Below are 15,144 nucleotides of genomic sequence, written 5' to 3' on the forward strand. Positions count from 1 at the left end.
TCAAGACCTGGGAGAGTAGGTCGTTGCCAGGCCTGCAAAGCAAAAATCTCGAATACCATGTAAATTACCTGCCGCGGGGTGGAGCAGCCCGGTAGCTCGTCAGGCTCATAACCTGAAGGCCGCAGGTTCAAATCCTGCCCCCGCAACCATCTCAAATTGCGATTTGCCCGCCTCTCCGGCGGGCTTTTTGCGTTCCAGGGATATGGCAAGGATTCCAGCCAGATCACCGCGAACGTCGATCTGAAGTTCGCCGTTCTCTGGCGTCAGCACGATCTCCTTTATCAACGAGCGGATCTGCTCGGCCGCCATTATGCGATGTCCCTGGGAATCGTCGTTGAGCGCCGCATAGAGATGCTCGACCTGGATCCGGTAATGCTTCGTCATGTTGGGATGTAGCAAAGGAGGTGGTTCAGCGGCGTCTTCGAGAAACTGCTGCAATTCCTTTTGCCGGCTCTCGAGTGCCAGCATTTTTGCGTTGAGCCGGTCAGCAGCTCCGCCCTTCAGGATCAGATTGACGAGCGTATCGAGCTCGCGGTCGATCTTGCGAACCTCGTCTTCTGCCGCGTCGATTGATGCCCGTCCTTGCGTGCGTAGCCGGTTCATCTCCCGGGTGAACTCTTCACAAAACTCTTTGAAGAGGGCTGGCTCCATTAGATGATGGCGCAGGCCATCAAGGACGCGGCTCTCGAGCCGGTCGCGCCGAATATTGTAGCGATTGTCGCAGGTGCCCTTGTTGCGGGCGGTCGAACAGCCGAGCAGGTCGGCCGAGATTATCGAATAGCCGCCTCCACAACAGCCACATTTGATCAGCCCGGAAAGGAGATATTTGGGCCTGCGCCGATCGCGGAAATGGTTCCCTGGCTGGGCATCGACGACGCGGAGGTCCTTTATGGTGCTCTGGCGCTTCTTTGCGGCTTGCCAGAGGTCGTCATCCAGGATGCGCAGTTCCGGTACGTCTTGCGTGACCCATTCCGACTGGGGATTGCCTCGCGCCTGACGCTTTCCCGTATCGGGATCCTTGATGAAGCGCTGCCGATTCCAGACGAGCTTGCCGACATAGAGTTCATTGTTGAGGATGCCATTGCCGCGCTTGGGATTGCCGTTGATGGTGCTGGCCCCCCAATCGCCGCCACCAGGGCCAACAATGCCGTCCCTGTTCAACTCGTGGGCAATGCGCTTAGCCGACTTACCGCCGGCGTAGTCGCGAAAGATGCGCCGGATTACCTGTGCCTGCTGTTCATTAATGGTGCGCTCGCCGCGGGCGAGTTCGCCGCCGTCGACCTTCCTGACTACGTCATAGCCATAGGCGTTGCCGCCGCCGACCTTGCCCTGCTCGATCCGGCCGCGCTGCCCGCGCCTCGTCTTGTCGGCGAGATCCTTCAGGAACAAGGCGTTCATCGTGCCTTTGAGGCCGACATGCAGGTGCGAGACCTCGCCCTCGGAGAGGGTATGAAGCTTTACCTCCGAATAGGCCATGCGCTTGAAGAAGCCGGCGATGTCCTCCTGATCGCGCGAAAGGCGATCCATCGCCTCGGCAAGCACCAACTGGAAGCGACCGTGGGTTGCGTCTGAGATCAGGGCCTGGATGCCGGGACGAAGGAGGGAGGCACCGGATATCGCATGGTCGGTATATTCCTCCTCGATTTGCCAGCCTTGCCGCTCGGCATGGAGGCGGCAGATGCGAAGCTGGTCGGCAATGGAAGCGTCGCGCTGATTGTCGGATGAGTAGCGGGCGTAGATCGCGACCTTCAAGGATCAATCTCCCTCAGGATCAGGAGCGGGTTTTGCGGCGCCCCTTTCTCAACTGTGCTTCGTAGACTTGCCGCGCGGCGTGACGAGCGAGCAGGCGGATCAGTTCCACCAGGCGCCGATCCGGACCGGCGCTTTGATGCCCATGTCCCGGCTCGGACTTGACGAGCCGAAGCACACTTCCGGTCTGCGGACAAATATCGGGGGCCATGGTTGCGCTGTTCCAAGTCGATTGCAAGCTGACAGGAATAAGATCAGCGGAGAAGGAGGCATAAGCAACTGAAATCAAACGATAATAAAAGGCTCTCCTTGATGCCTCCTGGCGTGCTCCCGACCATCGGAGCTTGCAACAGCGTGCCATAGCGAATGGAAAATTGGCGGGCGACGCCCTATCATCCTCACGCCGACTTATACTAACGGTCTTTATGAATGACCTGTGTGAGCCCATTTTCGCATGCCGATGGAGGCGATGACGTCGGGCAGAGCGACAAGCTTGTTCCAAGCGCTGCAAGCAGCATCGACAATGTCGTCATAGGTGTCGAAGACGCGATTTGAGAGCCAATTGGCGCGTAGATATTGCCAGATATTCTCCACAGGGTTCAGTTCGGGCGCTTTTGAGGGCAGCAGGAGCAAGGAGATGTTTTTCGGCACCTTGAGCCTGTCGGTTGTGTGCCAGCCGGCGCGATCGAGGACCAGGGCGGCATGAACACCGCGGGCGACATGCCGGGCTGATTTTGCTGCTCCGAACTGCCCTCCGGGTCTTCCAGATGGAGTTGCATGGCCTGGGTATCGGCATAGGGCATGGCTAGCCCCGCGCCGACACTACGGGCCGGACAGATCGCGCCGAACAGACAGGCGCTTTCATAACGCTGGTCAGCCGGTTGGCGGGGACGTGTGCCGCGCCTGGCCCACTGGCGGACGATGCCGTTCTTCTGCCCGATCCGGGCCTCGTCTTCGAACCAGATCTCCATCGGTTTGCGCTTGGGCAGATGACCCAAATGCGCCTTCAGCGTCGCCTGGAAGTTCTTTTATAAGCATCGATGATGTCGGCTTTCTGGGCGGGATGGCGCGGGCGTGGGCTGATGTGCGAGAAACCCAACATCTTGAGGATCTTGCCGACCGAGCGCTCGTGGAAGTCCACGCCGAACTGCTCCTGGATCACCCGCTTCAAATCGACCCGCCGCCAGCGCACAACCCCATCCTTGGCAGGGTCTGGCCCCTTTTCGACGATCTGGGCAAGAAGGGTCAATTGGGCCGGTGTCAGTCGGGGCGGCTTGCCTTGCCAGCCGATATCCTTAAGCCCCTCCGGGCCGAGCGTATTGAAGCGATGAACCCGGTCACGCAAGGTCTGGCGATCCATTCCGCCAATCCGAGCCGCATCCGCCCGGCTCATCCCGTCCAAGACCGCCGCAAGCGATAAAAGCCGACGGCTCTGCTTGGCGTGCTTCGTGCGAGACGCCAAAATGCGAAGCTGCGCTGCCGAATAGTCCGTCCGCAACTGCTGCCATGGCGAGATACCTCCCGCCAGATTGAATCAGACAATCTCCCGCGCCGGAACCCTTACACGAGTCACTCGCTCGGCCCGTTAGTATTATTTATGCTTGTCGGGTTCGGTAAGAATTTTGATAACAGCTTTCGCTATCGCCTTGCTTGATCCAGGGTTTTGCCCAGTCGCTAGCCGCCCATCGAGCACGACGAAGGATGAAAAAGGTAGCCATGCCTTGCTATAGCGAGCGCCCTTTGCTTTCAGTTCGTTCTCGAGAAAAAATGGCACTTGGTCCTTTATTCCCGATAGTTGCTCTTCGGTGTTGGAAAAGCCTGTGAGCCTTCGGCCCGCGATCAGCGGCTGACCATCCGCACCTTGAAGATCGAGCAAGCCGGCAGCTCCGTGACAGACAGCCGATACGACACCGCCTTGTCGATAAATGCGCTCGCCGAGGTTCTTCAGGGCGTTGTTCCCGCGAAAATCCCACATCGTACCGTGCCCACCGGTGAAATAGATGGCGGCATAGCCTCTTGGGTCAGCATCGGCCGCTGCCATGGTATTCTTGAGGCGGGTCATGAAATGCGGATTGTTCAGATGTGCACGCGCGGCGCGGTCAGTGTAGAGCCAGCCGAGGCTGCGTTCATCCAGAGGGACCGCTCCGCCGGCCGGACTAACAAAGTCAGTCGTGTATCCAGCCGCTTCGACAGCATCGACGAAATGCGTCAGTTCGGTGAGCCATAGCCCAGTCTTGTCCGGTCGACTTGGATAAGCTGAATGGTTCGTCAAGACGACGAGAATTTCGCCTCGATTAGACATGAACACTTCCCTAGGGCGAGATGTGCTGGCCGCCGCGCTTCCGGCAACCGCAAACATCATCAAGAAAAAAACGAATTTCTTTAACAAATCGAAATGACCTATGTTTCGGTTATTATTTTCTGCTTCCTTTGTTCATATTGATTATCGGAATTCATTCGATGAGTGGACGCAGGCGAAATATTCAGATTTTGATTCTCCTGAATCTTGAATTCCAAATTATGTTTAGGGTGAAGAGTTCAAGTTGGACGTGCTGCGGCAACCCGGTTGGCGATCCACCGCCGGTATTGACGTGCCTGTCGCTTGGCCTTCAGCTGCGCCGTGACCAGTGCCCATAACGGTGCAACGTTCGGTACAGTCCGTCGGCCGAGGCCGAGGCGTGCGAGCTGGTAGCGCACTGCGGACATGTGCGCCAACGACGCCAAGGGCTTGTTCTTCCAGGTGATGGGCTTGAGGCTGGGTCGATCGTCGTTGCCCTGCTGCCACCGGTTCGGCAAATCTGGGCTGATTGCAATGGCAGTGGCAATTCCTGCCATCGCAACACCGCTGTTCACCACCTGTTCGGCAACCTCACGTCGGCGGATGCCACCTGTGACCATCAGCGGCATGCTTGCCACTGCGGCGATGTCGCGGGCGAACTCCAGGAAATAGGCTTCGCGCGCGAGCGTGCGCTGGTCCCTCGACGTTCCCATCATCGCCGGAGCCTCGTAGCTGCCGCCGGACAATTCCACGAGGTCGACGCCAAGCGGCGCCAGCATCTTGACCACCATGCGTGCATCCTCCTGCGAGAAACCGCCCCGCTGGAAGTCGGCTGAGTTGAGTTTTACAGAAACGACGAAGCTGGACGATACCGCTTTTCCCACCTTGCGTACGATATCAACCAGCAAACGTGCCCTGTTCTCCAGGCTGCCGCCCCATTGATCGGTACGCTTGTTGGTGAGCGGGGAGAGGAACTGGCTCAAAAGATAGCCGTGGGCTGCATGAATCTGCACGCCCGTGAATCCGGCTTGCTCGGCCAGGGTCGCTGCGGTCACGAAGCGACGCTCAACGTCGGCGATGTCGATGGCCGACATCGCGCAGGGCACCGGAAACATCTTCGATTGTGCACCGAGTTCGAGCGCAATCGCCGACGGCGCAAGCGTTACTTGTGCTAGGTCGGCGGGCATCTGACGGCCGGGATGGTTGATCTGCATCCAGACCTGTGCGCCACGCACGCGTGCCGCATCCGCCCAGGCCCGGAAGCGGTCGATCTGTGAATCATTTTCCAGTACGACGCCGGCAGGGCCGGTCATCGCGCGGGCGTCAATCATCACATTGCCGGTGATGATGAGGCCAGCGCCGCCTTCACCCCACGCCCGATAGAGGCGGATCAGTTCATCCGACGGGGCATGACCGGCATCCGCCATATTTTCTTCCATGGCCGCCTTGCCGATACGATTCGGAATAATCGCTCCGCTGGGAAGCCTGAGCGGCGAAAACAGGGACATTACTGCACTCCAGATATTGGCTTGACCCACGCATAACCTTTTAGTTAGGTTTAAGGTCAAGGGCTTATTTGGAGGTGCCATGAAGATCGGCGAACTGGCCAAGAAGACAGGATTGGCACCTTCGCGCATCCGCTTCTATGAGAGAATCGGCCTGCTTAAGACCGTCGATCGCCGGTCGAACGGCTACCGCACCTATCCGCAGGACGCTTATTTTATCCTCGAGTTGATCACGATGGCGCAGAAGGGGGGCTTCAGCCTCGACGAAATCCGCACACTGCTTCCGACGGATCTCGATCACTGGGAACATGACGCGTTGATCGAGGCGCTACGGCAGAAGGTCAACGATATCGAAGCGCTCGAACGTCGTCTGGCTCTTAGCAAGTCCAATATCGTCAGGTTGATCGAGGAGATCGATGCGCGTCCCGGCGACGTCGACTGCGCAGCCAATGCGCGAAGGGTTCTAACTTTGCTGCGGGATAGCGATGGCGCGTCGCTAGCGACGGAAGGGGACGAAGTTCGGCTCCTCGATCAGGCCGACCGTCGACAGCTCGTCGCTGCTACTAGAAAAGCTCGTCCTTCCCGGCGGCAGTCGCTTACTGATCTGAGATCCTGATCTTCTTCCAGATTTGGGTAGAGCCCTGCGCTTATGCGAGGTGCAACCGGCGCAAGTCGTCGACGGTAGCCGTGTCTGGTGAACGTCCAAGAAATGTCGCCAGACGTCCGATGTCGCGGAGATAGTTGCGCTGCGTCTCCCGTGAGAAACGCCGCATATTCATATCGTCGATCAGCCGCTGGCGCAGCGGGCTGATGGGTGCGTCGATAGTGGGATGGGGCATGGTCGGGCTCCTTGTGGAAGAAGCCCGTCATGGTCTGCCGCTGCCGGACGACGCTCAATGCCAGCGCGACGACCGGATCACTAGCTCTACCTCAACCGCAGGCGCTCTCCCGCGTAGCGGGTTCGTTCCTCGGCCCCGAAGCGGACGGCTGCAACTGTTCTCAGTCAGTTGCCGGATTTCTGATTGGCGGGCGTTCCCCACGTCTCAGCAGGTTCAATACTGACTTATCATTCCGTAATTGGCTTCGAAACAAATCGACACACCGTATGCGCGCGAGCGGGCAGCCAGATCCTCGATCATCTCGGTTGCCAGAGCCGTAGGTGCCGGAAGAGCCACGATGCGCTCATGATAGTTCTGGGCCTCCAGCCTCTCGCCGCCGATCACGATGGGATGGAGGTCGATTGATTGGAGCTGAGCGTTGGCGTCGAAGCGGCAGGTCGCGACGACGCTCTTCCACACCTCCGGCGCGCTCCAGACCACCTCGCCCTCATTGAGGTGGAAGAGAAAATTTCCGAGCCCATAGAAGATCGGCGCGCCGCGATAGATTTCTACGGGCTGCAGGACCGGAGCGCCATGACTGACGAACACGCCGGCACCTGCATCAACGCAGGCACGTGCAAATGTCTGGACCCATATGGGGACCTCGCGCCAGCTCGGCTCCCAGTGATGATGATGGAGGTAAGCTATCACGAAGGCACCCTCTGCGGCCGCCTTGCGGATTGCCGACAGGTGTATCGCCAGGCTGGCCTCGTCCACCAGGATCCTGCGCTTGTTTTCATTCGCCCTGCGAAAGATCGTGCCATAGAAATCGATGTCGTCAGCGGATTGCAACTCAGGCGGATCGTCAGGCTGAGCGTAGTTGCCCCGTTCCATCGGGCTGCTCTGGAACGTCTCCTGAATGCCGCTCAGGACATCAAAGCGTGACGAGTCCAGCTCAAATATCCTTGAAACCTCAAGTCCGTTGACACCTGGTCGTGCTGGTCGTTGGTCCGTTGCGTCGGCGGCATACATCGTCGCCGGCCCGGGCCCGGCGTCCATTGCCACGAGCGCCACCGACCTCTTGCCGAAGGTCTTGATACCAGGCTGCCGCGCTTGCGATAAATCGGCGCCGATACCGGCATGAAGGAAGTCCCTGGCCGCAACCTCTTCGAGGGTGGACAGGATACCGGGTGGGCCAAGGTCGAAGGCATGATTGTTGGAGAGCGCCAGGGCGTTGAAGCCGACGTCCTTCAACGCATCCAGGACCACCGGCGCCGAACATCCGAAATAGCTCCCCTTCATCGGCCACCCGCCGTGTTGACCGAATATAGTGGTCTCGAAGTTGGTGAAGGCGATATCAGCCTGCCGGATCAACGACTTTATCGCGGCAAATCCCTCGTCGGAAACCTGTCGAACATCATGATGAATCAGGGATTGCCCGGTCAGGACGAGCGTGAACGGCGAAGGCATAACTGCTTACCTTGTAAATGAATTCAGAAAGACGCGCCCCTCAGGCCGCGGAAAGAGGCAGGGAGCGGTCACTTTCCGGTTTGTGGAGAAATATCGATGCCGAACCATTTGAGGCTCATCCGGCCGAGCGACCCGTCCCCGGCGCTTGCCTCAATGGCCTTGTTGAAGGCATCGGCGAGATCGGTGTCTTCCTTGCGAAGTCCGATCCCGACACCGGGTCCCCAGCTGCCCCCGGAGAGCTGGGGACCAAAGAAGTCGACAACCTTTCCTTCCGGCGTTTCGAGGAACTGCTTCCAGACGAGATAGTCTCCCAATCCGCCGTCGATGCGTTCAGATGTAAGGTCGAGCTTCAGGTTTTCCTGGCTGTCATAGCTGCGCACCTGCGCGATATCGCCGAACAGTTCTTGGACGACAGCCTCCGAATTCGAGGATCGGAGGACGCCGAGCGTCTTGCCCGTCAGGCTTTCCCTCAGCTTGCCGATGAGCGCCTTCTTCTCCGCATTGATGTCCGTCAGATTCAGCTTGGCCTTGGTATCGCCGGGCGGCAAGCCGAGGTTGCGGCGCATGACGATCTGGTTTGGCCCCACCGCATAGGGAACGGAGAAGGCAATCGACTTCTTGCGCTTTTCCGTGATCGACATGCCGGCGATGATCGCATCGTACTTCTTGACCAGAAGGCCGGGGATGATCCCGTCCCAGTCCTGGGCGACGAACGTGCATTGCAGCTTCATCCGGGCGCAGAGTTCGTTGCCCACGTCGATGTCGAACCCGACGAGTGCTCCGTTCGCGTCGATATAGTCCCAGGGCGGTGAAGCTCCTTCCGAGGCGATGGTAATCACCTTCCGCTCCTCGGCGAGGGCAGGCCCGCCGGCCAGCAGGGTTGCTAGAAGAGCCAAAGCCAGATGTCGTTTCATATCGTTTCCCTTCTTCTTGGTTCAGTTTTTATTTTTCGGCGATGTATATCCGCCGCAGGCTCTCCCTGAGGCCACAGGCGGCGCCCGTTTCGTCCGTGTCCCAGGCGTCTGCGAGGTCCTGCAACGTGATGCGCTCAGTGCCCACGGCGCCGAGCAGGATCGCTTCATCCCCGAGCTCTGCGCTGGGGATATCGGTGACGTCGATGCGAAGGTGCTCGAGATGGACAGGCGGCACGATCGGAGCGCGCTGCCCTCGGAGGAGTACAGTGGCCTTCGGCCCGAGACGTCGTGGCACCCCATGCCCCCAGCCGATCCCCAGCACCGCCAAGCGCATGGCGCGATGGTAGCCTGGCAGGTCCGGCGGTGCGCCCATGCTGTCGTCGCACGCTTTGAGTGCAACGACCCGTGCCTTAATCGCTGATAGGGCAGGGCGGATAAGCAGCCCTCGGCGACCCGCATGGGCACCGGTTAGTCCGAAAAGGAGCGCACCCGGATCGACCGCATCCATGTCGAACTCCGGATGGCGAAGCAGGCTTTCGCTGCTCGACACCATGACCGTTGCAGCGCAGTGGCCTGTTGCCTTGAGCCCCTCAAGAAGCGGTATCAGGCGCGCAACCTGTTCCTGCGCCGAGGAACCGGCCTGGCCGAATTCGTTGAGATGGGCGTAGAGGCCCTCCACCACGACATTGGTCCGCGACGTACATAGTTCGAGCAGACGTCGAAGGCCCGAGGGAGCCACGCCTGCGCGCCAAAAACCTAGATCCACCTTCACGAAGATCTTGAGGGGCACGCCGGTCGATAGCCAGCCACGCAGATCCTCCTCACCGGAAATCGAAATCGTCAGATCAAGCTCCCGGACAAAATCGACGGCCTTCGGGCCGATGCCCGGGTACATCAGGATAGGCTTTCCCGGCGCCGCCTTGCGTACCGCCAGAGCGTCGGCAATCGACACGACGCCAAAGGCATCGGCGCCTGCTGCGGACAAGACGGAAGCGACCTTCTCCGCTCCGCATCCACAGGCATCCTGCTTGAGGCAGGCGATGATTTTCGTGTTCGGACCGATCGCTGTTCGAATGGCGCGGTAGTTGGAGGCGATCGCCGACAGATCGATCTCGCGCCAGGCGGTTTCGTGGAGCGGATTTTGGTGGTGACTATTGTTCATGGGCCACCTGCGCGAGGGCGACCCGTCCCGGTCGGGATTTGGCCCGCGGCGCGCCATTCAAGTGCGTCTCCAGCATGTGAAATGCGGCGGTCAGCAGGAATGTCAGGCCGAGATAGAGCAAGCCGGCGGCAATGAAGATCTCGTAGGGTGCGAACGTTTCTGAAACCAGTTTTCGCGATAGCCCAGTGATCTCGAGCAGGGTCACGGTGCTGGCCAGCGACGTTGCCTTCACCAGGCTGATGACTTCATTGGCATAGGAGGGAAGCACGCTTCGGAAGGCGATCGGGAAGATAATCCGGCGCTTGATCTGCAAGGGCGACATGCCGATCGCCTGTGCCGCCTCGACCATGCCAGGGGCGACGGCCTGGATGCCGCCGCGAAAGATCTCCGTCGTGTAGGCGGCGCCGTTCAGCGAAAAGGCGAGCAGACAGCACCAGAACGGATCGCGCAGCAGAACCCACAGGATGCTCGAGCGGATGAGGCCAATCTGGCCGAGGCCATAATAAACGATAAAGAGCTGAACGAGCAGCGGCGTGCCACGCAAAACATAGGTGTAGGCGAGGACAGGCAAGGACAACCAGCGCCGAGACGATGCACGCATGAAGGCTAGCGGCACCGAGAGGACGAAGCCTGCAAGGAGCGATACGAAGGTCAGGAGAAGTGTCAGCGGAATGCCGCCGGCAAGCGTGACGGTGCTGGTGAGGAGGAGGGGGATATCCATCGTTGAACGCCTCACCGCCCGGGAACGGCAAAACGCCGTTCGAGCAGATTGAAGATCACCAGCGCCAGGCTGGTTAGCGTGAGGTAGAGGGCCGAAGCGGCCAGATAGAAGCTCAGCGGCGCGCGCATCGAGCCCGCGCCAATGGTGGCGACGCGCATGATATCGGTCAGTCCGACGATCGAGATCAGCGAGGTCTCTTTCACGAGGGAGATCCACTGGTTCGCAAGCGCCGGCAGCGCGATGCGCAGCATTTGCGGAAAAGTGACGAGCAGCCAGGTTTGCCAGGGATGCAGCCCAAGCGAGCGGGCCGCCTCGATCTGTCCCGCGGGTATACTGCGCACCGCGCCTCGGAAGATTTCCGCGGTGTAGGCGCCGATGACCACGGTGAGGGAAACCACTCCCGCCAAGAACGCATTGACCTCGACATAGCGGCCGAAGAAGGCGCTGATGGCGACCGTGCCTCCGAAATAGATCAGCAGGATGATGATGAGTTCGGGCACGCCGCGAATGATCGTGGTGTAGAAGCCGACGGCGAGGCTGATTGCTTTCCACCGCGATAGCCGCCCGGCGGCAGCGAGCAGACCGAGCGCCATGCCGAGCATGCCGCTGACAAGCGCCAGCAGTACCGTCGTCTTCAGGCCGTTGACGAATTGCACGGCAAAGCCGTCCATGCGGGAAACCCCTCTATCGATGTGAGGCAAGAAAACTGCGAAGCCGGCTGGAAGCAGGCGTGGAGAAGAACTCCGATGGGGGACCTTCTTCCTCGATCAAGCCTTGGTGCATGAAGGCTGCCCGTGTCGAAACCTGCCTCGCAAAGGCGAGTTCGTGGGTGACGATCACCATCGTTCGCCCTTCCTCCGCCAGTGCCGCCATGACACGAAGCACCTCGCCTACCAGCTCTGGATCGAGGGCCGAGGTCGGTTCATCGAAGAGCAGAACGCGGGGCTCCATGGCGAGCGCGCGAGCGATCGCCACGCGCTGCTGCTGGCCGCCGGAAAGATGGCGGGGATAGGCGTCCGCTTTGTCGGAGACTCCGACCTTGGCGAGGTAGCAGCGCCCGAGATCGGCTGCCGCATGGCGCTGGAGCCCTTTGACGAGGATGGGACCTTCCGTGACGTTCTCAAGCACCGTCTTGTGGGGCCAGAGATTGAAGTTCTGGAACACCATGCCCATCGACGCTCTGACGCGCCGCACCTGCCGATGATCGGTGATGCTGGGCTCGCCGCCTCGCTGCGATGCAGCCTGGATCGCGAGCTTCTCGCCGTGGATCCAAATGTCGCCCCGGTCGGGGACTGTCAGGAGATTGAGGCACCGCAGAAGCGTGCTCTTGCCCGAGCCGCTGCTGCCAAGGATAGAGAGAATTTCGCCAGGCCTTACGTCGAGATCGACGCCGCGCAGGACCTCGTTGCCGCCGAGCCGTTTTTCGATCCGCTGGGCTCGGATACCGCGCGTCACGGCCCGGGGGAACGTCGCTTCACTTTGCATCAGGCACCCCGCGCTGGAGGCTGGGTGCCGCCGGTACGGGGGAATGCTGGACATGGCAAAGCGCTTGCTGCACGCATGGAGCTGCACCACTCTTTTTTGAGTTCTGTTGTCGATGTGTGGGACGCCCCTCTGCTCCAGAGGCGGCGAGCGCTTTTGGAACTGCGTCTTGACCCAGAATTGCCCGCGCGCTTCCCGAGATCAATTTATAAGCGAAATTATTTTTCGATAAGTTCAGCTAATAGGGCCTAACGTCGCCCCAACGCGAATAACCATCTATTGCTCCGTGGTAGACAATCGGAGTGGCACGATCGGCAGGACTGTATAAGTTGATCTTTGTATCGAAAGACGACAACGGCAGCTGCGCGAAAGCCATATCATGGTGGAAATCTCAAAGACGGGCGTCACGCTTCGCCAGCTTCAGATCCTGCGCGAGGTCGTCAGATCGGGCTCGGAGCGCAGTGCTGCCAAAGCACTTGAAATCACCCAGCCTGCCGTCAGCCAGCAAATTCGGATATTAGAGGGCTTGCTCGGCGTGCAATTATTCGTGCGCGACAAGGGGCGGCTTGTTCCGACGGCCCACACGATGACCCTTTTTCGCGATACCGACGCCACCTTCGTCCAGATCGAAAGGGTCGCCAAAACGGTTGCGTCCTTGAAGGGGGTCGATAGCGACACGATCAGTATCGCCGCGCCGCACATCTTCTCGCTCCGACTTTTGCCCGAGGCTTTCCGTAAGCTGCGTTCACACCAACCGATCGCAGGGATCGTGCTCAAATCGGGCACCTACCCGGAGGTGGCCGAGCATGTCCTGGAGGGACGGGCCGACCTTGGAATTGCTCGGCTGCCCTTGGACGGCAATGTCTTCGACTGGTGTCCGGCAACAACCGCGACCAATGTCTACATTTGCCCTCGCGGTCACCGGTTCACCCACAAAGATATCATCAGGCCTGAAGATCTCGTGGGGGAGCCGCTCGCGGATGTCGAACCAGGGATGCAGTCCCATCTCATGAATGAGAACGCTATGAGATATATGGGTGCGGAACCGCATCTGGCCATCCAGGTCGACGTCATCGGCCAGGAGGTGAGTTTCGTTGCTGCGGGTCTCGGCATATCGAGTAGCAACACCTTCGCCGCCAGCCAGTTTGCGTCTTTCCCGGTCGAAGTTCGCCCCTTCGAGCCGAGCGCCCTCTATCACTATGTCGTATTCTGGCAGAAGGGGCGCAGGTTCGGAACGCTGCTCCAAGAAACGATCAAAGTGCTGGTGGAATGCGCGCAGGTCGATGCGGAAGATCGTGAAGACGCCGGCACGTACCCATAAGGCACACGAGGATCGCCCAGACTCTTGATTGGCAATGTTTCCATGCGCCGCGCGTCAATAAGCATTCCATGAACTCTTGAGATCGTGGCCCGTTGACCAGGCGGCAGTGGTATCGCCACTGCTCGGTGCTTCGTAGCGATCACTAATCATCGCGTGACAGTATCGCGGATCATTTTCAGCGTGGCGGCGGCCACATACAGTTGCCGATAGAGCATGCTTCACTCGATATGTTGCTGCACATCGATCACTCCATCGCAGGGCGATGACCAGCATGTACCGAGGAACCGGACCGCCTGGCATTCCGCCTGGATTTCAACGTCACATCATCCGTTGAACAGCCAACCCCAAATCTCGGAACCACAGAGCGAATGGTGTTCATGCAGCCGGGATACCTCAATGCCAACGCCGGCGGCCAAGACTGCTCCTGCGTCAATGACCTCTCACAGAGTGTCATGAATGAAAGCCGAATGTATCTTCTTCTTGTGTTGAGAGAAAAATCGGAAGAGGCATTTTATTATTATTTCAAATTTTATCTAATGTCTAAGAGTGCTGACATCATCTATCGGGCTCTCGGTCGATACGCCATTGAAAGACTAATCTTGGACTCGAATACAATAAGCATCATGTGTCACTTCAAGCCGCATATTTTTGCATATTTGGCTGGCAAGCGCAGCCATTCATCCGTGAGCTATGAAGCTTCGACCTCGCCGGCCGTGCTTGCATGATCAAGAATTCCGAGAGCGAACCTTCATGTCCAAGCTTAAACAGTTGGCCTTTTACGCTTTGGTGCTCGTGTCGAGCTGCTTGGTCTCTCGCGCTGTCTTCGCCTGGCATCATCTTGTATCGAACGTGATCGATACGCTGCATGGATCTCTGATTGTTGGATTGGCCGGCAGCATTCCGCTTACGATTCTGACCAACCTAGCCAATCGTAGGCGGGGGAAGAAATAGCGCTATATCAAGCAGGATTAGACCACTCGCTACCCATCCCGGCTTGCCTGCGCCTTCGGTGGTTTGGCGCCGAGGGGGCGAGGTCGCCCCCTTGCTCCCACATCCCGGCGCGGACATACGGGCCAAAGCCTCGTCCGTCTGCCTGCTTGAAACAAAAACCCGCCACCGTCTCCCAGGCGGGCTCGAAACATCGTGCTGTCACCCAGAAACCGGGCCATCGAAATTATTCAGGTTGCGTTCAGTGCGGGCTTACTAGGATTGCGCGAATATCAGTGGGAGAACAACGATGTCTCGCTCGATGATTTTCGGCCTAGCTTTGGGAGCGGCAACAGCTCTGGCTTCGACAGCAAGTGCAGCTCCTGTAGTCCAGTTCGCGCCCAATGGCGCCTCTCCCGTTGCAATGCAGATCCAATATTACGGCTACGGATGCCCCCCGGGGTACAAGATCACGAGCTATGGCGGCTGCAAGCTAAGCCATTATCTTCGCCGCCATCCTGATCAGATGCCCGGCTATTACGGCTACCGACGCCAGTATGACAGCTACTATTACAACGACCAGCCTCGCTACTATCGCCGCTATTATCGACCGTATCAAGGCGATGATGATTATTACGGTGACGATTGTGGAGTGCACCCCTGAAGTGAGACACTCAAATTTGAGTGACAGGGTTTTGTGGATGGATTTTTACGAGATCGGATGAGCGGGTCAAGGTTTGCTCGAACTCATCGGGAGGCCTGTAGCCGATGGAGGAATGCAGCCTCTTTCGATTGTA

General features: G+C 59.0%; 12 protein-coding genes, 1 tRNA gene and 3 pseudogenes. 5 read left to right on the forward strand and 11 right to left on the reverse strand.

The window, feature by feature from the left end; translation table 11 throughout:
• Positions 1-72 precede the first annotated feature (72 nt).
• Together AB4037_RS33870 and AB4037_RS33875 are read left to right on the forward strand one after the other, a co-directional pair.
• Positions 73-149: transfer RNA gene (locus AB4037_RS33870), tRNA-Met, on the forward strand.
• Between the two features lie 7 nt (positions 150-156).
• Positions 157-396, forward strand: coding sequence for a hypothetical protein (locus tag AB4037_RS33875; RefSeq protein WP_434960105.1), 240 nt, complete (start codon positions 157-159; stop codon positions 394-396).
• Between the two features lie 324 nt (positions 397-720).
• On the opposite strand, the pseudogene AB4037_RS33880 reads toward AB4037_RS33875, so the two are convergent.
• The 4 genes and pseudogenes from AB4037_RS33880 to AB4037_RS33895 form a co-directional block, all read right to left on the reverse strand.
• Positions 721-1,752 (reverse strand): annotated as a pseudogene (locus tag AB4037_RS33880) (recombinase family protein); the annotation flags it as partial.
• Positions 1,753-2,172: 420 nt separating this feature from the next.
• Positions 2,173-3,265, reverse strand: a pseudogene (locus AB4037_RS33885) (IS630 family transposase).
• Between the two features lie 75 nt (positions 3,266-3,340).
• Positions 3,341-4,051 (reverse strand): type 1 glutamine amidotransferase domain-containing protein, encoded by a 711-nt coding sequence (locus AB4037_RS33890; RefSeq protein WP_441774554.1) that lies wholly within the window; start codon positions 4,049-4,051, stop codon positions 3,341-3,343.
• A gap of 236 nt (positions 4,052-4,287) precedes the next feature.
• Entirely contained in the window at positions 4,288-5,535 is a 1,248-nt protein-coding gene (locus AB4037_RS33895) for an NADH:flavin oxidoreductase/NADH oxidase family protein (protein ID WP_441774555.1), read from the reverse strand.
• A 79-nt stretch (positions 5,536-5,614) separates the two neighbouring features.
• Here AB4037_RS33895 and AB4037_RS33900 point away from each other — a divergent pair.
• Positions 5,615-6,055, forward strand: a pseudogene (locus AB4037_RS33900) (MerR family transcriptional regulator); the annotation flags it as partial.
• A gap of 124 nt (positions 6,056-6,179) precedes the next feature.
• On the opposite strand, the gene AB4037_RS33905 reads toward AB4037_RS33900, so the two are convergent.
• The 7 genes from AB4037_RS33905 to AB4037_RS33935 form a co-directional block, all read right to left on the reverse strand.
• A complete protein-coding gene (locus AB4037_RS33905; RefSeq protein ID WP_441774556.1) occupies positions 6,180-6,371 on the reverse strand; it encodes a phage integrase N-terminal SAM-like domain-containing protein in 192 nt (63 codons plus the stop codon).
• A gap of 213 nt (positions 6,372-6,584) precedes the next feature.
• On the reverse strand, positions 6,585-7,820 hold the full coding sequence (locus tag AB4037_RS33910; RefSeq protein WP_441774557.1) for a CapA family protein: 1,236 nt from the start codon (positions 7,818-7,820) through the stop codon (positions 6,585-6,587).
• 68 nt (positions 7,821-7,888) lie between these two features.
• The gene (locus tag AB4037_RS33915; RefSeq protein ID WP_441774558.1) at positions 7,889-8,734 is read right to left on the reverse strand and encodes a transporter substrate-binding domain-containing protein; all 846 of its coding nucleotides are present in this window, start codon (positions 8,732-8,734) and stop codon (positions 7,889-7,891) included.
• 28 nt (positions 8,735-8,762) lie between these two features.
• A complete protein-coding gene (alr, locus tag AB4037_RS33920) occupies positions 8,763-9,953 on the reverse strand; it encodes an alanine racemase (protein ID WP_441774559.1) in 1,191 nt (396 codons plus the stop codon).
• Positions 9,886-10,617 (reverse strand): ABC transporter permease, encoded by a 732-nt coding sequence (locus AB4037_RS33925; RefSeq protein WP_441774560.1) that lies wholly within the window; start codon positions 10,615-10,617, stop codon positions 9,886-9,888. Before AB4037_RS33925 ends, alr begins: the two co-directional genes overlap by 68 nt.
• Before the next feature lie 11 nt (positions 10,618-10,628).
• Positions 10,629-11,288 carry an ABC transporter permease gene (locus AB4037_RS33930; RefSeq protein WP_441774561.1) on the reverse strand — a complete coding sequence of 220 codons (660 nt, stop codon included), beginning with the start codon at positions 11,286-11,288 and terminating at the stop codon, positions 10,629-10,631.
• Positions 11,289-11,301: 13 nt separating this feature from the next.
• A complete protein-coding gene (locus AB4037_RS33935; RefSeq protein WP_434961319.1) occupies positions 11,302-12,102 on the reverse strand; it encodes an amino acid ABC transporter ATP-binding protein in 801 nt (266 codons plus the stop codon).
• A 376-nt stretch (positions 12,103-12,478) separates the two neighbouring features.
• On the opposite strand from AB4037_RS33935, the gene AB4037_RS33940 reads away from it, so the two are divergent.
• Both AB4037_RS33940 and AB4037_RS33945 read left to right on the forward strand, forming a co-directional pair.
• The gene (locus tag AB4037_RS33940; RefSeq protein ID WP_441774562.1) at positions 12,479-13,420 is read left to right on the forward strand and encodes a LysR family transcriptional regulator; all 942 of its coding nucleotides are present in this window, start codon (positions 12,479-12,481) and stop codon (positions 13,418-13,420) included.
• A 1,237-nt stretch (positions 13,421-14,657) separates the two neighbouring features.
• The gene (locus AB4037_RS33945; protein ID WP_441774563.1) at positions 14,658-15,011 is read left to right on the forward strand and encodes a hypothetical protein; all 354 of its coding nucleotides are present in this window, start codon (positions 14,658-14,660) and stop codon (positions 15,009-15,011) included.
• The last annotated feature ends 133 nt before the right edge of the window (positions 15,012-15,144 follow it).

The sequence above is a fragment of the Labrys sp. KB_33_2 genome, assembly GCF_052114505.1.
Lineage (GTDB): Bacteria > Pseudomonadota > Alphaproteobacteria > Rhizobiales > Labraceae > Labrys.